Below are 20,554 nucleotides of genomic sequence, written 5' to 3' on the forward strand. Positions count from 1 at the left end.
AAAACAATCGGGAAGAAGATTTTTTTTGTTAATTCAAAAGGAAAGATTGTACTGAAATCCGGTTGGAAAAAGGTGTCAGGTGTTTATACTTATTATGTTTCCGGAACCGGTACGGCATCTGTAAAGCTGACGGGAAAGAAATATTATAAGGGGTCAAGAGGCTCTTGGAAAGCCCAGAGTCTTGCAAAACATAAGAATGACCGGATAAAGATCCAAGGAAAATATTTTTATGTAGATAAGAACGGATCAATGATTAAGACTGCCAAGACAGTAAAATCCGGTAATTACAAGTTCACGATTAAGGCGGATGGAACATGTACAAAAACAAAGATTGAAACAAAAACTCCAGATAATTCCAATAGTGGAAAATCAGACAATACAGGTGAAAATAATAACGGTAAGACAGATGATACAATTCCGGCTCACACGCACCAGTGGTCGCCTTTGGCAGAAGATCATACCATGTTAAAAGATACGAACTATGTAAAGCATGATGCAGTTGTTGAAAATGTATATAAAGAAGTTACGCCAGAACATAAAAAAGAAAACTATACAACTACAAGCGTGTATGTATGCTTGACATGTGTTTGGGAAAAGGAACCGAAGGAAGGAGAGCCGTGGGTAGATCTGGACGGGGATGGTAAGTGGACCGCACTGGTGGAAGGTAGCGAATACTTTAAGTATTTTTATTATTCAGACATTAATGGATTAACGAAACATATGATTAATTATCCATCTCATGGACAATCTACTGTTACACATGTCCACCTTGGTACTACCATTATTCCTGCCGAATACGCCTATGTTCCAACCACAATCACCCCAGAATGGTCCGAGTGCGATATGAATGTTAGGTGTACAGTTTGCAACGAAATGATGAAGATTCATGTGGTTAGGACCTATGATCCATACAGTGTAAAGTGTACTCCGGAAAAAAGTGGAGATTTGGTAAATATATACGGAAAGAAGTATGCCTCAGTTACGGCAGGCGTTTCGTATGAGGACTAATTATTGACACTATTATATTAATATTGTACTGTTAATACAGTTTTGATTCCTTTTTACGGCACCGAACCTAGTTCTCTGAAATAAAAAAGGAAAATAATCTGAAAATAATAATAACAACCAAGGTGAAGAATTTGAATTCTTCACCTTGATTATATTTTATGGGAAAATAGATAAAAAGTAATTTTGTATTCATCAAACCAAATAAATACCTTTATTAAATACGGAATAGGCAGGAAAGTGTGTGGTGGAGTAATAAAGAAAACCTCATGGTAATTTAAAACTCAATCTGTAAATTCTCACCGAGGTGTAACAGGAAAACCAGAAAAGTGGGGGAAGAAATAAAGGAAAAAATTTGGGCCGACCGTCGCAGTTCCCGCCTTGTGTGGGGGCTGCGACCAAAATTAATTCGCATAATACGCAATGCGATTGGTAGGAAAGATGGGGAGAGGTTTAGCTGTTGTATTAGAACGTATCGCTTCGATCATTTGACAGACCGCCCATCTGCTTGCGGTAAGCATTCGGTGTCAGACCATATTCTTTTTTAAAACAATTTACAAAATGACTGCAGGACGCAAAATACAGAAATGAACTGATTTCTGTACAGCTTGCCTGGCTGTTTAACAGCATGTAGCGGGCCGCCCTGCATTTTTCTTTTATGATATATTGTGAGAGACTGCAGTTCATATCTTTTTTGAACAGACGGGTCAGATAGTCCGGGTGGAGCTTCACTGCATCGGCGACATCCGATACCCGGATCGGTTCTGTGATATGGCTGTTAATGTAGGAGACGACCTGCATGACATGATAAGACAGTCCGGGACTGTTATGAAGCTCGTGCATGGCAAGTACAAAATCCTTCACAACAGCCCCTTTTCGCGGATCCAGTTGTTCCGGTGTCAGACATGCATCGATCTTTCGGATATGCATATCACTTAAAGTATAGGCCTGTTCCGGATCCAACCCGGCTTCGATACAGAAACGTGTGATCATGGCAGTCAGAATGACCAGGTGGTATTTTTTGTTTTGCAGTGGGGATGAAGACAGCTTTCCCATGCCTTCCATGGTATCTGCATTCATATTTAGTTTCAGTAGCTCCATATCCCCATTTGCGATCCGCCGGTAAAATGAATACTCTGCCTCCATCGGCAGGTGATAAGACTGTTCCTCCTGCTGCGTTAATAACAGTTTCTGTAATTCTTTATTCATGGAAATACTCCTTTCATATAATATACAGCTATAAAAAATATTTGCATACAAGCAGTACTTTTTCAAATGAACGGATTGTACATCACCCAAAATACAATCAGAACAATGAAGGTCAGCTATTTGATATAAAAATCGGATATGTTATATTCCATACATATGCATTTATAGTATCATAAATTCAGAAAATAACAATTACAATTTATTATTTGCTAAATGAAAAGGAGATCATGCATATGAAGACATGGAAAGGGTATCAGAAGGGTGTTAATCTGGGAGGCTGGTTTTCCCAGTGTGATTATTCCGAGGACAGATTCAATAATTTTATTACGGAAGATGATTTTAAAGAGCTTACAAGCTGGGGACTGGATCATCTCAGGCTGCCGGTGGATTATAATCTGGTAGAGACAGAAGACGGACAGTATAAGGAAGAAGGTTTTGCACGGATCAAACGCGCGCTGGAATTGGGACATAAATATGGTTTCAATATGATCCTTGATCTGCATAAGACCGCCGGTTATTCCTTTGATCCGGGAGAAAAACAGAGTGGATTTTTTGGAAACGAAGCTCTTCAGGAACGCTTCTACAGATTATGGGAAGAATTTGCAAAGCGCTTTGGCGGATATGGAGATAAAGTTGCATTTGAATTATTAAATGAAGTAGTAGATAAAGAAGATGGTGCCGTATGGGCAGAGATCGCACCAAAGTGTGTAGAACGCATCCGTGCATATGCACCGACAACTGATATTCTGATCGGTGGTTACTGGCATAACAGCGTGCAGGCAGTCAGAGATATTCCGATGCCGATGGATGAACATATCATATATAATTTCCACAGCTATGACCCTCTTCTTTTTACACATCAGGGCGCACAGTGGGTAGATGACATGCCGGCGGATTATCATATGGAATTCAAAGGCAGCATGGAAGATTTTTGTGCATATGCAAAAGCACACCTGCCTGCAAAGCTTGCCGGAACGCTGTCGATCCTTGATTATAAGGGAAATCTTGATTCAGCATATTTTGAAGATCTGTTTGCCGATGCGATCGCTGTTGCAAAGGAACGAAACGTAGCACTTTATTGCGGAGAATATGGCGTGATCGAAAACGCAGACCCGGCAAACACTGTATTATGGTATAAAGCCATCCATGAAGTATTTGTAAAATACGGTATCGGTCGTGCGGCATGGTCATACAAGGAGATGGACTTCGACCTTCGCGCTGACCGCCTGAAACCGGTATTTGCTGAACTCAAGAAATATTTTTAAGGCTGTTTATCCATATACCCGGGTAAGACAGATAGAGATGGTGGGTTGGTTGTGACATTTGCATAATTTCCGAATAGAAAGATCACATTGCCAGCGAATGCGGGTGCATGTCTGAGCCAGGAGGGCGAGTTTGCACAAGAGCATGAGCGGATCGAGCATGTGTGCCTTTCTCGGAAATGAAGCAAGTCTCAACCAACCCACCATTTCTGTCTGCCTTACCTGGGCCATGGCATTCTTTTAATCAAGGCGTTAATTCTATTTAAGAAACTTTTTCCGGCGTATGCTTGCTTATTCTTTTCGTATGGATTATAATAACAAAAGCTGATTTTTATAGTTAGAAAAGAAGTAGGAGAAAACAAGATGGTAAACGAAGAAAAGGTCAGATTAATGACCAGACTTGCCATGTATGAACAATCAACGGGAAAAGAAGATCTGGAAAAAGGCAGATACTTCAAATCAGATTATGTAAAATATAATTGCCTGAAAACCTTAGTGTCTACAACGATCCTGTTTGTGATAGTTGTAGCGGCATATATTTATTATAACATGGGTAAGCTGATTACAGAGCTGGTAGATCTTGATCTGCTTGGTATGGCCTATAAGCTATTGATCGTATATGCACTTGTATGTATATTATTTATGGTTCTTGCATGGTTTCTATACTCCCATAGATACGCCAAGGCAAAACCTCATATTATAAGATACAATCAGGATCTTAAAAAACTGATCGCATTTTATGATAATGAGGATAAGACCAAAGGAAAGAAAAGGAGGAAGTAATCATGGCATCATTGCTGAGTTTTCGAGATGGTATAAAAAATTTCTGCAGTAAATATGATAAGATCGTGGTACCGGTGATCAGATTTGTGCTTGCACTGCTGATGTTTTGGTCGATCGTACATATAACAGGGGGACATAATGAGACAGCATCCAGCGGATTGATCATTTTCCTGTTATCGGTAGTATGTGCGTTTGTTCCGGATGGACTTGGATATGTATTTGGCGGAGTAATTGCATTTATGAATTATTTTTCCGCAAGCAAGGAGATCGGAATATCATTTATCATCATATTTATTGTGATGTATTGTCTGTATATCCGTTTCTTCCCGAAAACAACATGGATCATGATGTATGCTCCGCTGTTCTTTGTACTGAAGCTGCAGTATCTGCTTCCTGTTCTGGCAGGCATGATCGTTGGACCTACAGCGATCGTACCGATGGCATTCGGTGCAATATTTTATTATTTCTCACTGGATGCGGCAGGTTATCTGAAGGAACTGGAGAAATCAACAGATCCGGAAAATATGCTTGAAAGTTACAAATATATATTCCAGCATTTGATTGATAATAAGAATTTATTGCTCACAGTTGCAGTATTTGCAGTTGTGTTGGTGATCGTATATGTTATCTACCGGATGTCTGTAGAATATTCATGGTATGCGGCTATCATTGTCGGTGGTTTATTTGAAATTATTCTTTTCCTGATTGGAAATGTCGTTTTAGAGGCAAGTATTTCGGTTGGACAGATTTTGCTTGGTTCCGTATGTGCAGTGATCATCGGAGTGATCGTACAGTTCTTTAAAACAGTTGTGGATTATTCAAGAGTTGAGAATACACAGTTTGAAGACGACGAATATTACTACTATGTTAAAGCTGTTCCGAAGATCGTTATGGCAAAACAACAGAAAAGTGTAAGAAAGATCAACGCCTCATCACAGGACTCTATGGAGGACGATACGATTAGTGGTGTTACCAGATAATAGAAATTCCTGCATATGACCTGACTATATTGTCAGGTCATAACTGTATATGACAACAGATCACGGCTCAGGCTTTGCCTGACTTATAACAGCTTGTGGAAAGGAGAGATATCAAATGGATAAGCTTATGGCTTTTTTAAAGACCTATTTTGACTGGTTTTATATTACCAGACCGGATGTTAGTGATATTATTGAGATCCTGATACTCTCGTATGTCATCTATAAAATACTGCTTTGGTTTAAGAGCAGTCGTGCTTGGACGTTGTTAAAAGGTATTGTATTGATATTTTTATTTACCATGCTTGCATCTTTATTGCAGTTCAATACGATTCTGTATATTTTAAAAAATGTATTCAGCATCGGTATTCTGGCGGTGATCATTCTGTTTCAGCCGGAGTTCCGTCGTGGACTTGAAACATTGGGACGAAAGAAGTTTTTTGACTACATCATGCACGAGGATACAGAAGAAAGAGGACTGTCTGATAAAACGATATACGAATTGATCAAGACCGTGACGGTTCTTTCTGCAAATCGGACAGGAGCCTTGATCGTAATTGAAGATAAGGTTGCTCTTGGCGAGTATATTGATACAGGAATTCCGATTGATGCGGTGGTTACCAACCAGTTGCTGCTTAACATATTTGAGCATAATACACCGCTCCATGACGGTGCGGTTATTCTTAGAAATAACAGAGTTATTGCGGCAACCTGTTATCTTCCGTTATCTGCAAATCTTTCTATTAATAAGGAACTGGGAACAAGACATCGTGCAGGGGTTGGTATCAGTGAGGTATCAGACAGCGTGACGCTTATCGTATCTGAGGAGACCGGTTCGATATCGATCGCAAAGGGCGGAGAACTGTATCGGAATCTGGATACAGAGAGTGTTCGTAAGCATCTGGAGCTTTTGAGTCAGGATGATGTAAAGAAGAAAGATGAACGTCGCCTGAAAGACAGTAAACGTAGACGTAAGAGTACAAAGAAAAGTACCGGGAAAAAGACGGACTCGAATAATATAAAAAACGGAAGGTCTTCTGACAACAGAAAGGAGGCTGACAGTGATGAAAGATAAATTATTCAGTAATTGGGGACTGAAACTTCTGTCATTGATCCTTGGATTTATCGTATGGGTGACTGTTTTGAATGTAGATGACTATTCAACTACACGGCAGATCAAAGATATACCGGTTACTTTGATAAATACAGATGCGATCACGGATAAGAATCAGTTGTACGATATTGTATCCGGTGAAACGGTAGACATAATTATAAAGGGCAGACGATCTGTTGTGAATTCGCTTGGGGCATCTGATTTTACTGCAGTTGCAGACATGTCAAAATTATCGATCACAAATGCTGTCAACATTACAGTAACAGCAAATTCTCCGTCCGTTAATAATAACATCAGTATTACGATCGTAGATAATGTGCTTCAGGTTGAACTGGAGGAAGAACAGACAGCATCCCTTCCTGTAACGGTAACTACAAAAGGAGAGACTGCAAAGGGATACACAACAGGTGTTCCGGTATCTACACCAAATCTGATAACGGTTAAAGGTGCGGCAAGTGTGATCGAACGGATAGAAAAAGCAGAGGTGCAGGTGGATGTATCAGGACGATCATCTGATGTAACAGCAACATGCACACCGATCTTCTATGATGCGAATGGTGAAGAGATATCCGGTAAGAAGTTGGAAAGCAAGGCCACGGGAATCTTGGTAACTGTACCGGTGTATAAGACGAAAAAGGTAGCTGTCAAGATTGAGACAACAGGTGTCCCGGCGGAGAACTACAAAGTTGTCAATGTAGAATATGTTCCAAGTGAGATTACGGTCGGCGGTCCTGCAGATGTGTTACAGAATCTGACAGAGATAAAGATAGATGACATTGATGTAGCCGGATGTAATGAGGATCTTGAAAGTACGATTGAGGTTGCAAAATATCTGCCTGAAGGCGTTGTACTTGCTGATGAGAATACAAGTATCAGTGTGCGTGTCACGATTGAGCGGAATATCAGCAGAACGATGACGGTATCGGCAGAAGACATTACGATCAATAATAAAATGACCGATTATGATTACTCGATTCAGTTCCCGGAGGGGAATACGGTTGTGATATCCGGTCTGTCAGATGAAGTGTCCAAGCTTACTGCGAAGGACTTAAAGATTATAGTTGATGCAGAGACATTGTCCGTGGGAACAAATACTGTTGAGCTGTCGATAGAAGACAGCGATACATATACGATCGAGAGTACCTGTAAGGTAACGATTGAGGTTACGGCTATGCCATGATACGGTAATAACAGGCAATAGTAAAACGCTGGATCAGGCAGTTTCGCTATTGCCTGTTTATATATTATGCAGAAGGGAGATTGATATATGGAACAGGTGAATGAGAAAATAGCAAGGTTAAAAAAAATTGTTGAAGAATCCGAACGTATGGTTTTCTTTGGTGGGGCAGGTGTTTCTACAGAGAGTGGAATTCCGGATTTTCGAAGTGTAGACGGACTCTACAACCAGAAATACAAATATCCGCCGGAAACGATCATCAGCCATAGCTTCTATATGCGTGATCCTGAAGAGTTTTACCGGTTTTATAAAGATAAAATGATTTATCGGGATGCAAAACCGAATACGGCACATAAAAAACTTGCCGAACTGGAAGCACAGGGCAAGCTTGCAGCGATCGTAACACAGAATATTGATGGTCTGCATCAGATGGCAGGAAGTAAGAATGTGATCGAGTTGCATGGCTCTATTCACAGAAATTATTGTACAAAATGTCACAAATTCTACGATCTGGATTATATTATTCAATCAGATGGTGTGCCAAAATGCAGTTGTGGTGGAATAATTAAGCCGGATGTAGTATTATATGAAGAGGGTCTGAACAATGACGATATCGAGAATGCAATCCGGTATATTTCGGAAGCAGATACATTGATCATTGGCGGAACTTCATTGGTTGTTTATCCTGCCGCCGGATTGGTTCGGTATTTCAGGGGAAAACATCTGGTAGTTATTAATATGTCACCGACACAGACGGACGGTCAGGCAGATCTTCTGATCGCTGACAAGATCGGAAAAGTGCTGGGACAATTATAAAAATGAAAATAAAACGAAATGGAGAAAGACATGAACAAACTAGACCTTCAAAAAAAGGCTGTTGACATCCGTAAAGGAATTATTTCCTCCGTACATTCTGCAAAAGCAGGACATCCGGGCGGATCACTTTCGGCAGCAGACATTTTTACTTATCTTTATTTTGAGGAATTACATGTAGATCCGAAGAATCCAAAGGATGAGAACAGAGATCGTTTTGTATTATCCAAAGGACATACAGCACCGGGTTACTATTCAGCCCTTGCTGAGAGAGGATTTTTTCCGGTTGAGGATCTTCTGACTCTGCGTCATATCGGTTCTTATTTACAGGGACACCCGGATATGAAGCATATTCCTGGTGTGGACATGTCATCCGGTTCTCTCGGACAGGGACTTTCCGCAGCAGTCGGTATGGCACTGGCAGCGAAGATGTCCGGTAAGGAATACAGAACCTACTGTCTGTGTGGAGACGGAGAGATCCAGGAGGGACAGATCTGGGAGGCTGCTATGTTTGCAGGTCACAGAAAGCTGGATAACCTTTTAGTGATCGTAGATAATAATAACCTTCAGATCGACGGAACCGTTGAGGATGTATGTTCCCCATATCCGATCGATAAGAAGTTTGAAGCATTTAATTTCCATGTAATTAATATCGACGGAAATGATTTTGATCAGATCGATGCAGCATTCAAGGAAGCAAAGGCAACCAAGGAAATGCCGACAGCGATCATCGCCCATACCGTAAAAGGTAAGGGAGTATCCTTCATGGAGAACAATGTGGGATGGCATGGTAAAGCTCCGAATGACGAGGAGTATGCGATTGCAATGGAAGAACTGGAAAAGGCAGGTGACGTGTTATGTCAGAAGTAAAGAAGATCGCAACAAGAGACAGCTATGGTAATGCATTGGTTGAGCTTGGAAAAGAACATGAGAACCTGATCGTACTGGATGCAGACCTTGCAGCAGCAACAAAGACCGGAATCTTCAAGAAAGCATTTCCGGAACGCCATGTAGACTGTGGTATCGCAGAATGTAATATGGCAGGCATCGCAGCCGGAATGTCAACCTGTGGATATGTGCCGTTTATGAGCTCCTTTGCGATGTTTGCGGCAGGCAGAGCCTTTGAACAGGTGAGAAACAGTATCGGATACCCACATCTAAATGTAAAGATCGGAGCAACCCATGCAGGTATCTCCGTAGGAGAAGACGGAGCGACCCACCAGTGTAATGAAGATCTTGCCCTGATGAGAGAGATCCCTGGCATGGTGGTTATCAATCCATGTGATGATGTAGAAGCAAGAGCAGCCGTAAAGGCAGCATATGAATATGTAGGACCTGTCTATATGAGATTTGGAAGACTGGCAGTACCGGTCATCAATGATGAGACAACCTACAAGTTTGAGATCGGCAAGGGCGTAGAATTACGTCCTGGAAAGGATATCACGATCATAGCAACCGGACTTCCGGTATCTGAGAGCTTAGAAGCTGCGAAGCTGCTGGCAGAGGACGGTATCGATGCACAGGTGATCAATATCCACACCATCAAACCGCTTGACGAGGAACTTGTCGTAAAGGCAGCACAGGCAACCGGCAGAGTGTTCACGGTAGAGGAGCATTCGATCATCGGTGGACTCGGCTCAGCGGTTATGGAATGTCTGGCAGAGAAGAATCCGGTTAAGGTAACAAGAATCGGTGTTCGCGATACCTTCGGTGAGTCCGGCCCGGCAAAAGACCTGCTTCATAAGTATGAACTCGACGCAGAGGGCATCTATAAGCAGATCAAAGCAGCATTATAAAATTTCATAAGATTCTTCCGGGAGTCTTTGAAACAAAATAAAAGACAGTATTATATATTATTCCGCAAGACACTTTCGTTCTATCCTCATGTAACGGTACTAAGCTCCCGCCTGTCAGCGGATCGCTAAGGACCGACATTCGGACAGGCTTGCTTCATAATATTAATACTGTCTTTCATTTTGCTTAAAGTACCGATGGCAGATTTAACTTGTAAAATTTTTATAACGCTGCTTTTTATAGATAGAGGGTATGGCGGCAGACAGGGCAATAAAATGAGATACACATATGTAGAGTATAGATAATATTGAGCTGCCCATTAATGAATAAAATGGATGAGAGATATACTATTATGGAGTAAGCCTTATCCGAGGCCGGTACTTAAGTTGCGTCTTTTGCAACTTTATGTACCGCTGCACGAGGATACGAGCGGAAGCGTCTTACGGAATAATATGTATATTCTTATTCATTTTTAATTCATTAAGGGCAGCTACGTGCAAATAAAACTATATATGTGTATCTTACATGGATTCCTGTCTGCCGCCATCCCTCTCTATCATAATTCTAAAATCTTCGGCGCAGTTCTTAAATAAGGATAAAGTCGGTTGACAGAAGCCGGAAGTTTCATTTATCATATCAAGTAGAGTATATCTAAATCTATTATTTCAATAAAATCTTTTCATTCATTGTTCCGTTCATGTTTGGAACAGATACGAAAAATCTATAAAAAGATCAGGAAATAAAACTACATAGGGACAGAGAATTGACAGATCAAAGGGACACTTATACTTATTGTCGTGTACAATCCAGTGAAACAATATGCGTTGGAGCGATAACAGGGGCTTTTATATGTGTACCGGAAAGGGAGGTTGTTTATGCAGGAACAGAAAGTCGAACAGGAAATTGATATCACGAAATTATCGAATGAATTTACCTACAGAAAATACATGATGAGCAGGGACTCCGTACGGCATTTATTTTCTAAATTAAGTGTTGCGGAATATGTCGCGCTGCAAAGTATAGAGGCGATCAGCGGAGATTCCGCTATTTATGGAGGAAAGGCATATCTGACCGATCTATCGGTGCGTATGCAGATGAGTATCCGTAAGACATCAAAGGCAGTCCGGGATCTCAGAGATCGCGGTTATGTCAAATGGTCACATGATGGAAATGGTACGGACGGAACTTATGTAACGATCACGGATGCCGGTGCGAAACAGCTTCATGAGCAGGAAACGATCATTAAGGACTTTTACGGAAATGTAATTAACAAATTCGGCAAAGAGAATATGATCAATCTGTTGATCCTGATGAAGGAGCTGGATACGGTTATGGAGAGTGAGATTGAAGAAATGCAGGTGGTGAAGAATGATGATGAGTCTGATGAAAATGAATGAGTATGTGGCAATACAGGAAAAGATATGCGAAAAAAATGATTATATCGCACCAAGATTATATGATGAATATGGAGTAAACCGCGGACTTCGCGATGACCGCGGAGTTGGTGTATTGACCGGTCTGACGAACATTTCAAAGATTGTATCCTCTAAGGTGCAGGATGGCAAGAAAGTACCTTGTGACGGAGAACTTTGGTACAGGGGTTATCGGGTGGAGAATCTGATCGGAAGCTTGGGAGAAGATGAACTGGGATTTGAAAAGGTGGCATATCTCTTGCTGATGGGTGAGCTGCCAAATGCAGAGGAACAGCATGAATTTGAGAAGATCATCGGTGGGCTTCGTACGCTGCCATCGAATTTTACAAGAGATGTTATCATGAAAGCGCCGACAGAGGATATCATGAATTCCATGACACGTAGTATCCTGACGCTTGCATCGTATGATAAGAATGCAAAGGACACCAGTGTGAATAATTCTCTGCGTCAGTGTATTCAGCTGATCAGCGAATTCCCGATGCTGGCTGTATATGGATATAATGCATATAATCACTATGTAAAGAATGACAGTATGTTCATCCATCGTCCGGCAAAGAATCTGTCAACGGCTGAGAATATTCTCATGCTGCTTCGTCCGGATAAGAAATATTCCAAGGTAGAGGCGAAGGTACTTGATACGGCACTGATCCTTCATATGGAGCATGGTGGCGGTAATAATTCAACCTTTACAACAAGAGTTGTTACGTCCTCCGGTTCTGATACCTATTCCACAATGGCGGCTGCCATGTCATCCTTAAAGGGACCAAAGCATGGTGGTGCCAATATCAAGGTTATGGAAATGATGGATAATATTCGCGAACATATAAAAGACTATGAAGATAAAGATGAGATAGAAGCATACTTAAGCAAGATCCTGAACAAGGAAGCATTTGACAATAAGGGACTGATCTATGGTATGGGACATGCCGTATACTCCCTGTCAGATCCGAGAGAGCGGGTGTTCAAGGATTATGTCGTTAAGCTGGCTCATGAAAAGGGCAGGGAAAAAGATCTCAGGTTGTACGAGAACATAGAGGAGCTTGCCCCGGAGCTGATCGCAAAGCAGCGTAAGATCTTCAAAGGTGTAAGTCCAAATGTGGATTTCTACAGCGGATTTGTATATGATATGCTGGGAATCCCGATGGAGCTTTACACAGCGATGTTTGCAGTCGCACGTATCGTTGGATGGAGCGCACACAGGATCGAGGAGCTGATCACGAATAACCGGATCATGCGTCCGGCATATATGAGTATCATGGAGAAAAATCCACAGATATAAACAATAGCCAAAAACAAAGCATAGTTTATAACATGAAAACAGACAGTTTATAAGGCCCGTTGAGGTTCTTACAGACTGTCTGTTTTTATGTATGGATTACTGTGTCAGCTATAAAATAGATCAGATAATACAGTATAAAATATACAGTAGAAAATATACAGAAGGAAATATACAGAAGGAATCCGCATAAACATATATTTTACATAAATAGAAAAGCAACGGATCACATATACTTAGAAAGAAATGTAAAATTTCCCGATGCTTTTCAGGGGTTATCAGAAAGAACCGGAAATAAGGGAAATTATTTGGGGGATGCCGGTAATACATTGAAAATAAATGATTTTACCATGATTTTACAAAGAATTTTCAAATGCTTGATAGCGACAAAAATCGGGATGGTGTAAATTGAAGAACAGTGAAGCAGAAGAGAGATAGATGGTATATGAAAGTAACACTTGAAGATGTAAAGAAGAACAAAGCAGTTCAGACATATATAAGGATGGCAGATGAATCTCTGCGCGCAATGGGATATACGGAGCATGGATTTGCACATGTAGAACGCGTGGCAGAGACAGCAAGGGAGATATTGTTGACGCTTGGCTATTCAGAACGTGAAGCGGAGCTTGCGAGTATCGCAGGGTATCTTCATGATATCGGAAACGTTGTGAATCGGGAAGGACATGCACAGTCCGGAGCAGTTATGGCATTTCGAATATTGGACGATATGGGAGCAGATCCGGAGGACACAGCTGTAATTATAACAGCAATTGGAAATCATGATGAGTCAGCGGCATTTCCGGTAAATCCGATCGCAGCAGCATTGCTGATCGCGGATAAAAGTGATGTGAGAAATTCGAGAGTCAGGAATACGGATATTTCATCTTTTGATATTCATGACAGAGTGAACTATGCCGTAAAAGAAAACAAACTGAAGATTATCAAGGATTCACATATTGAGCTGAAATTAAAGATCGATAAATCCATGTGTGCCGTTATGGATTATTTCGAGATCTTTTTACAGCGGATGATCCTGTGCAGGAAGTCGGCAGAGGTGCTTGGGCTGAAATTCTGGCTTACGATCAATAAACAACGGGTAATCTGACAGGGGGTGTATGGCGATTCAAAGAATATTTCATTACATAAAAGAGAAAATAACAGGAGCGATTCAAAGAATGAATAACGAAGAAAAGAATCTGAAAAATCAGGAGTCTGTAACTACAGATGGAACAGAGAAAGTAACGATCATAACAGGTAATACGGATGTATCTGAGGATTGGTCAAATGATGACATACGAAAGGATGAATCAAAAAACAAAGTAAAGGGTATTCGGTTTGGAAGAAAAAATAAGCAGAAGGAAGAAAATGAGAAAATACAGGAAGAGAAGCCGGTAAAAAAGGTGAACCATGTCGGACTGTATGAAAATCGTGAATTATCATGGTTGAAGTTCAATGAGCGTGTGCTGGAGGAGGCAGAAGATACCTGTGTTCCATTGTGTGAGCGGATGACATTTCTGTCTATTTTTCAGAGTAATCTGGATGAATTCTTTATGGTGCGTGTCGGTTCTTTGGAGGATCAGAAGCTGTTAAGCCAGAAGCTTCGGGAGAATAAGACGAATATGACAGCGGGAGAGCAGATCGATGCAATCTTAAAGCGTGTATCCGAGTTGAATGACAGGAAGGATGCCATCTATACGTCTATTATGAAAGAGGTTGGAGAGAAAGGCGTTCATCTGACTGATTTCAAAGCACTTACAAAATCGGAGAGCAAATATCTGGAAGAATATTTTATGAAAGAGATTGTGCCACTGTTATCTGTTATGATCGTGGGAAGAAAGCAGCCGTTTCCATTTTTGAAGGGACAGGAGATTTATGCGCTTGCGGTTCTTGGAACACGAAGTGACAAGAAAAAGATCGGAATCATTCCGTGCAGCAGTTCTGTATTCCCAAGACTGATCCGGATTCCGACGAAGGATGATACTTATATGCTGGTCGAAGAACTGATCCTGCATTTTCTGCCAAAGGTTTATAAAGGCTATAAGGTTCTTGAAAAATCCGTGATCCGTGTAACGAGAAATGCGGATATTGATTTTAATGCAGTCTATGATGAAGACCTTGATTACAGAGATAAGATGGCACAGATCGTAAAGCTCAGAAAGAAGCTGGCACCTGTACGACTGGAATTATCCCGAGATATTAATGGAGATATGATAAAGCAGGTATGCGAGTATGCAGAGATGGAGGAACCGCATGTGTTCTTAAATCAGGCACCGCTTGACCTCTCCTTCTTGTTCCAGATTGAGGATATCCTGAGAAAGGATGCAACGCTTGTCTATCAGAGACGTGTACCACAGGCATCTCCGATGCTAAAGAGCAATGAGCATATCATACCACAGATATTGGATCATGACGTATTGTTATCCTATCCGTATGAGAGCATCAAACCGTTTTTGCAGATGCTTCAGGAGGCTGCCCGCGATCCGGAGGTTATCTCTATTCGTATGACACTTTACCGTCTGGCAAGAAACAGCAAGGTGGTAGAGGCTTTGACCGAAGCTGCCGAAAATGGCAAGCAGGTTGATGTGCTGGTTGAATTAAAGGCCAGATTTGACGAGGCAAATAATATCGAGTGGAGTCGGACATTAGAGGATGCGGGCTGCCATGTTGTATATGGTATAGATGGCTTAAAGGTTCATTCAAAGCTATGCCTGATCACCAGAAAGGTTGGAGATGAGATTCAGTATATTACACAGGTGGGAACCGGAAATTATAACGAAAAGACTTCCAGATTATATACGGATCTGTCACTGATCACGGCAGATAAAAGGATCGGTGAGGAGGCAGCAAAGGTATTCCAGGCAATCCTGCTTGGTTCCGTGGTAGAAGATATGGAGCATCTGCTGGTTGCACCAAAATGTCTTCAGAATAAAGTAATTGCTATGATCGAGAATGAGATTCAGATCGCAAAGGAAGGAAAGCCGGCTTATATCGGAATCAAGATCAATTCGCTGACAGATAAGAAGATCATAGATAAGCTGATCGATGCATCCAGAGCCGGAGTAAAGATCGATATGGTGATCCGTGGTATTAACTGTTTGAGAAGCGGAATACCGGGGGATACCGATAATATTCATATTGTAAGTATCGTGGGGCGTTTTCTGGAACATTCCAGAATCTATATATTCGGAACGCATGACAGAGATAAGGTCTATATCGCATCGGCTGATTATATGACCAGAAATACACTTCGACGTGTAGAAGTAGCAGCACCGCTTTATGATGAGACGGTAAAGAATAAAGTTCGTAAGATATTTGCAACGATGCTTCGGGATAATGTGAAAGCGAGAGAGCAGCAGCCGGACGGCAGCTATAAAAAGCTTCCGATGGTCGGACCTGTGTTGAATTCTCAGGAATATTTCTATGAGGAAGCATACAAAGAAGCAGGTGATGCCTTTCATCAGTTGCTGCGCAGGCAGGATGCGGAACAGGAAAATAAATGGCAGATAATATAAGCGAATAAGCGATAAGAATAAAACAGCTGTAGAACGCGCATAATTTCTATAGCTGTTTTATTGCTGTATTTTGTATTATTAGGTTGAAAATAGCGGGTTAAATAGATATAATAAAGTAGTCGAAACAGGTAGATTTTTAGAGAATTATTTTAGGCAACAAACCTGTCACTGATAAAAATGAGTAAGGAGTTTTAACAGCAGCATGAAGCTTTCAATTATATGGAGATTATCTGACAGGGAGGAAAAGAACCTCATTACAGGGAACAGCCTGCAGAAGCAGCTGGAGGATTATACAGGTGATATTCAGCTTTTGATCTACAAGGGAAACGGACAGACATTTGAGGAGACTTTGACAGGTAAAAATCTTGATATTTCTATATATGATATAAATAAAATCCCAGAGAACAGTAATATATTTGAAGACGCCAAAAGTCATGTAACAGGTGATTATGTTACATTTACGGATAGCGGTGACCGGTGGTCAGACGGAGCATTTGTACGTCTTGTAGCAGAACTTGAGATGCATAATAAAAGTACGGTTATTATGCTGAAAAAATGCGGCCCAGATGGGTCTGTTGATGCATTTGCAGGGGATACGACAGGGAAAAAGGTGATCGATCAGGTGCTTCGTAAGAAATTCCACTGCCATCCGTTTTATTTTGGTGGAACAATTCTACGTACAGATAAAATGAATAAACTGGAATTCAAAAATGAATATAAGCAGGCAATGGAACAGGCCAGTATGCTGGATATCTGTGCAAAAGAAAAGAATGTATTATATATCAGCTATATCACATATTTGCGTGATATGGATGAAAATCAGCCATATGCAAAGAATCAGACGGATCTGTTCCGGACATTCTGGCTGCCATTTCTTGCAGAGCTGCAGACTCAGTATGAGACAGTTCCGGTATTTATTCAATATCATTTGATGCATGTGTTAAAAGGCTTTATAGAGCAGAATATGACGGATTGCGGATTTGGAGAAACTGATCCTGATCGCGAAGTGGTGTTTTCCGAGATTAAACAGCTGCTTTCATATGTAGAAGATGATGTTATGCTGAACTGCTACAAATTGAAGGAAACACAGGTTCCGGATATTGTAAAGATGTTTTATGGAAAATTAAAGTATGACGAAGAATATGTCTTTGAGAAGAAGTATTTTGATGCAGAAGCATATTATGGATCGGCAAATACGATCCTGGATAAGATAAGTAATCTGAAGCTTCAGATCGATCAGATCAAATACAGGGATGGAAATTTGTGTGTGGATGGACATGTTCATCCGATCCTTGCTGCTATGGCTGATCAGGTTTATTTTATGTTTGGTGGCAAGAAGAAAGTATTTGTTTACAGCGGCAGTTATACAGGAAAAGAGATTATGGGGCAGACGATGTATCAGGAAGCGATGATACATGTAGATATGCCATTTGAGGATCGAAAAGATTGTTATCTCTTATGTTTTGCTAATTTCGGTGATGAATCTATCAGGATTCCTTTGGGATTTGATTCGGCATATGTTCCGATAAGTGATCCAAATGTTGGAATTGAATGGAATCTTGGCGGATACAGTGCCAGATCAGAAAATGATGGTATTTATTTTTTCAAATGTTCTAATCAGGATAAATGCCAGAAAGAAAAATTATTTGAGAAGAAACTGGGAAAAGCTCGTACACAGGCTGCAAAAGAAAATTGCAGGCTCAGAAAAATGTTCTATAAAGAGACTGCAAATAAGAATAATGCAGTAGTGTTATTCATGGCTGATACGGATCAGACAGAGAGTCGTATCACGGAATTATATCAATATGCAGTATCTGAAAAAGATGGAAATGAATATTATTTTGTTTCAGAACCTGGAAGCACAGTATGGAAAAACCTGGAAGCTGCCGGGGGCAGAATGGTAGAAAAGAACAGTATGCAGCATAAACTGTTAATGCTGTTAGCAGACAGATTGATCGTATCTGTTACAGATATCAGAGGCTATATTCCATTTGACAGAGAACAGATGGATTATGTCAGGGATCTGTTGCATTTCAATGTAGTTTGTATAGGAGAGCGTGCGCAAGGAACAGATATCGTTACGGACAGATATCACTGGGAGACTCCGATCCGGCTTTATTTCTGTACATCCGAAGAACAGTTGCTTCATATACAGAAACCGGGATTCGGATTCTATGGAAGGGATATTCTGCGTTATAAAGAAGACATATCTGAAATATATAGCAGCATTAAACTGGAACTGAGCGAGGAAAAGAAACCGGAAAAGATACATTTGCTTCCGAATCAGTCAGAAGGACTTGTTGACTGTAAGAAGACCACAGAACCGGATACTACAGAACATAAGGAATGGGAATCTCAGGTTCAGGAGATGGTAGAGCTTGCAAAAGAGAACAAGGTAAAACCCGGTAGGAAAAATGTAACAGATGCTTATTACGGTCGTAAGATCGTTCCAAATACGGTTGCTCTGGTAGGACTTGGAAAAGGCGTGCGTGGTTCCATGCAGTATATCCTGAATGAACTGAATTCAAATGACTGCTTCAGGGATTTTAAGATCTATGTGCGGACGGATGAGGAAACGGATGCAACAGTTCAGACCTATATTAAGAATAATAACTGGACGCGGACACAGACCATTATAAAAGATGCACAATATATGGAGATAATAGAGTCTGCACAGTATCTGCTCACTGAGGTATATTTCCCGGTTGGCTGGGTGAAAAAGGATGGCCAGACCTATATCAATATCTGGCATGGCACACCATTAAAGAAGCTGGGACTTGCCAAGAATGCAAACGGAAAGCATAAAGATGGAAACACACAGAAGAATTTTATAGATGCAGATTATCTGTTATATCCAAATGAATACACAAAGGTGCATATGCTGGAGTCATATAAGGTAGCAACACTGATGCAGGGAAAAGCTTTGAACCTTGGTTATCCAAGAACCGGCGGAATGCTTGCAGCATCAAAAGCAGATCTGCATGAGCTTCGTGCCGAGCTTGCGCCGAACGGTGAACATCTGTATGCATATATGCCTACCTGGAAAGATTATCTGGATGTAGAACAGGTTATAGATGAGTCAAAAGAATTATTAGATTATCTGGATGCAAATCTCAGAGATGATCAGATCTTATATGTAAATCTGCATCATAAAGTCAGTGATTCTCTTGATTACAGTGTATATAAGAGAATTAAGAAATTCCCGCCGACGGTAGACAGTTACCAGTTGCTTGCGCTTACAGATGCATTGCTCACGGATTACTCCAGTGTATTTTATGATTATCTGGTGCTGCGCAGACAGATCATTCTGTATTGCAATGATTATGAATTATATCGCAAGAAACGTGGAACATACATGGATCTGATGGAGCTTCCATTTGACAAAGTGCGTACGAAAGAAGAAGTGCTGGAAGCAATTAACCGCGGAAAGACATATGACGATGAAGCTGCATATAAGGAATTCTGCGCTTATGATTCTGTGGATAATGCGAAGAAGCTCTGTAGTCTGTTTACAGGTACAGAGGAATATGTAGATGTAGAGCCAATTTCGGATCATGCGAAGAAACAGGTGCTGATCTATTCGGATTCCTGTGGAGATTCGGAAGATACCAGACGTCTTCGAACCTATATAGAATCTGACGGACATGATGATATGGATGTATTCATTTCATGTAACCGATATCTGACAAATGACAATAAGGATACAGCTTATCCGATGCTGAATAAAATACCGGTTATTGGAACTCATGATGAATATCATTTGAGTGGAGCAGGTATTGCAGCACAGAAGCTCTATGACAATAAAAAGATCACGATCGAACAGGCAATACAAATATGGAAGTATGACTATGCAGCTGCGGGACGACGTTTCTATGGACATGCCCCGTTTGATCTGATCGTGTTATATGATGTCGTAGATGCACAGAAGCTTCTGTCATTGACATTTATGGAAACACCAAATAAAATATTATGTATCAGTGATGACATGTTCAGGAAACTGGTGGTGGAAAAAGATCAGTTTCTTAAGGATGCCCTGAAGGTGTGCCTGCCATACATGAGGGGAATATTTGTAAAGACAGAAGAACAGCGGATGATTTTCAAAGCCATATACGGTGATGCATATGCAGTTCAGCTTATTACAAATGAAAAAGATTTAAAGAATCTGATTGCGTTAGCTGTCAGGGATGAAGGAGAATGAT

General features: G+C 40.9%; 14 protein-coding genes and 1 pseudogene. 14 read left to right on the plus strand and 1 reads right to left on the minus strand.

What is annotated here, in order from left to right; genetic code table 11:
• Nucleotides 1-1,008 (plus strand): annotated as a pseudogene (locus DWW43_RS02075) (hypothetical protein); the annotation flags it as partial.
• Nucleotides 1,009-1,470: 462 nt separating this feature from the next.
• Here DWW43_RS02075 and DWW43_RS02080 read toward each other — a convergent pair.
• Nucleotides 1,471-2,214, minus strand: a complete 744-nt coding sequence (locus DWW43_RS02080; protein WP_119962573.1) for an AraC family transcriptional regulator — start codon at nt 2,212-2,214, stop codon at nt 1,471-1,473.
• Nucleotides 2,215-2,447: 233 nt separating this feature from the next.
• On the opposite strand from DWW43_RS02080, the gene DWW43_RS02085 reads away from it, so the two are divergent.
• The 13 genes from DWW43_RS02085 to DWW43_RS02145 all read left to right on the plus strand — a co-directional run bounded on the left by DWW43_RS02085 (nt 2,448) and on the right by DWW43_RS02145 (nt 20,553).
• Nucleotides 2,448-3,479 (plus strand): cellulase family glycosylhydrolase, encoded by a 1,032-nt coding sequence (locus DWW43_RS02085; RefSeq protein ID WP_044945127.1) that lies wholly within the window; start codon nt 2,448-2,450, stop codon nt 3,477-3,479.
• A gap of 360 nt (nt 3,480-3,839) precedes the next feature.
• A complete protein-coding gene (locus DWW43_RS02090; protein WP_008401032.1) occupies nt 3,840-4,259 on the plus strand; it encodes a hypothetical protein in 420 nt (139 codons plus the stop codon).
• A 2-nt stretch (nt 4,260-4,261) separates the two neighbouring features.
• The gene (locus tag DWW43_RS02095) at nt 4,262-5,239 is read left to right on the plus strand and encodes a hypothetical protein (RefSeq protein WP_119962574.1); all 978 of its coding nucleotides are present in this window, start codon (nt 4,262-4,264) and stop codon (nt 5,237-5,239) included.
• A gap of 115 nt (nt 5,240-5,354) precedes the next feature.
• The gene (gene cdaA, locus DWW43_RS02100; protein ID WP_192919792.1) at nt 5,355-6,311 is read left to right on the plus strand and encodes a diadenylate cyclase CdaA; all 957 of its coding nucleotides are present in this window, start codon (nt 5,355-5,357) and stop codon (nt 6,309-6,311) included.
• Nucleotides 6,301-7,530, plus strand: a complete 1,230-nt coding sequence (locus DWW43_RS02105) for a CdaR family protein (protein ID WP_119962576.1) — start codon at nt 6,301-6,303, stop codon at nt 7,528-7,530. The genes cdaA and DWW43_RS02105 overlap by 11 nt, the downstream gene beginning before the upstream one ends.
• 87 nt (nt 7,531-7,617) lie before the next feature.
• Complete coding sequence (locus DWW43_RS02110; protein ID WP_192919793.1) at nt 7,618-8,343, plus strand: NAD-dependent protein deacylase; 726 nt, start codon at nt 7,618-7,620, stop codon at nt 8,341-8,343.
• A gap of 30 nt (nt 8,344-8,373) precedes the next feature.
• Nucleotides 8,374-9,210, plus strand: a complete 837-nt coding sequence (locus DWW43_RS02115) for a transketolase (RefSeq protein ID WP_119962577.1) — start codon at nt 8,374-8,376, stop codon at nt 9,208-9,210.
• Nucleotides 9,198-10,136 carry a transketolase family protein gene (locus DWW43_RS02120; protein ID WP_119962578.1) on the plus strand — a complete coding sequence of 313 codons (939 nt, stop codon included), beginning with the start codon at nt 9,198-9,200 and terminating at the stop codon, nt 10,134-10,136. Before DWW43_RS02115 ends, DWW43_RS02120 begins: the two co-directional genes overlap by 13 nt.
• A gap of 873 nt (nt 10,137-11,009) precedes the next feature.
• Entirely contained in the window at nt 11,010-11,531 is a 522-nt protein-coding gene (locus DWW43_RS02125; protein WP_008401039.1) for a MarR family winged helix-turn-helix transcriptional regulator, read from the plus strand.
• Complete coding sequence (locus DWW43_RS02130) at nt 11,509-12,846, plus strand: citrate/2-methylcitrate synthase (protein ID WP_342413212.1); 1,338 nt, start codon at nt 11,509-11,511, stop codon at nt 12,844-12,846. Before DWW43_RS02125 ends, DWW43_RS02130 begins: the two co-directional genes overlap by 23 nt.
• Before the next feature lie 442 nt (nt 12,847-13,288).
• Nucleotides 13,289-13,948: an HD domain-containing protein gene (locus DWW43_RS02135; protein ID WP_119962579.1), complete on the plus strand. Its 660-nt coding sequence runs from the start codon at nt 13,289-13,291 to the stop codon at nt 13,946-13,948.
• A 70-nt stretch (nt 13,949-14,018) separates the two neighbouring features.
• Nucleotides 14,019-16,355 carry a polyphosphate kinase 1 gene (gene ppk1 / locus DWW43_RS02140; RefSeq protein ID WP_243104373.1) on the plus strand — a complete coding sequence of 779 codons (2,337 nt, stop codon included), beginning with the start codon at nt 14,019-14,021 and terminating at the stop codon, nt 16,353-16,355.
• 202 nt (nt 16,356-16,557) lie between these two features.
• Nucleotides 16,558-20,553 (plus strand): CDP-glycerol glycerophosphotransferase family protein, encoded by a 3,996-nt coding sequence (locus DWW43_RS02145; RefSeq protein ID WP_119962581.1) that lies wholly within the window; start codon nt 16,558-16,560, stop codon nt 20,551-20,553.
• Nucleotide 20,554: the final 1 nt, after the last annotated feature.

Origin of the sequence: Clostridium sp. AF15-41, from assembly GCF_003604095.1 — a bacterium.
Taxonomy (GTDB): Bacteria; Bacillota; Clostridia; order Lachnospirales; family Lachnospiraceae; genus Coprococcus.

Coding starts and splice junctions, on each gene's coding strand:
- DWW43_RS02080 (WP_119962573.1), bottom strand. CDS start 2,214: ATGAATAAAGAATTACAGAAACTGTTATTAACGCAGCAGGAGGAACAG.
- DWW43_RS02085 (WP_044945127.1), top strand. CDS start 2,448: ATGAAGACATGGAAAGGGTATCAGAAGGGTGTTAATCTGGGAGGCTGG.
- DWW43_RS02090 (WP_008401032.1), top strand. CDS start 3,840: ATGGTAAACGAAGAAAAGGTCAGATTAATGACCAGACTTGCCATGTAT.
- DWW43_RS02095 (WP_119962574.1), top strand. CDS start 4,262: ATGGCATCATTGCTGAGTTTTCGAGATGGTATAAAAAATTTCTGCAGT.
- cdaA (WP_192919792.1), top strand. CDS start 5,355: ATGGATAAGCTTATGGCTTTTTTAAAGACCTATTTTGACTGGTTTTAT.
- DWW43_RS02105 (WP_119962576.1), top strand. CDS start 6,301: ATGAAAGATAAATTATTCAGTAATTGGGGACTGAAACTTCTGTCATTG.
- DWW43_RS02110 (WP_192919793.1), top strand. CDS start 7,618: ATGGAACAGGTGAATGAGAAAATAGCAAGGTTAAAAAAAATTGTTGAA.
- DWW43_RS02115 (WP_119962577.1), top strand. CDS start 8,374: ATGAACAAACTAGACCTTCAAAAAAAGGCTGTTGACATCCGTAAAGGA.
- DWW43_RS02120 (WP_119962578.1), top strand. CDS start 9,198: ATGTCAGAAGTAAAGAAGATCGCAACAAGAGACAGCTATGGTAATGCA.
- DWW43_RS02125 (WP_008401039.1), top strand. CDS start 11,010: ATGCAGGAACAGAAAGTCGAACAGGAAATTGATATCACGAAATTATCG.
- DWW43_RS02130 (WP_342413212.1), top strand. CDS start 11,509: ATGAGTCTGATGAAAATGAATGAGTATGTGGCAATACAGGAAAAGATA.
- DWW43_RS02135 (WP_119962579.1), top strand. CDS start 13,289: ATGAAAGTAACACTTGAAGATGTAAAGAAGAACAAAGCAGTTCAGACA.
- ppk1 (WP_243104373.1), top strand. CDS start 14,019: ATGAATAACGAAGAAAAGAATCTGAAAAATCAGGAGTCTGTAACTACA.
- DWW43_RS02145 (WP_119962581.1), top strand. CDS start 16,558: ATGAAGCTTTCAATTATATGGAGATTATCTGACAGGGAGGAAAAGAAC.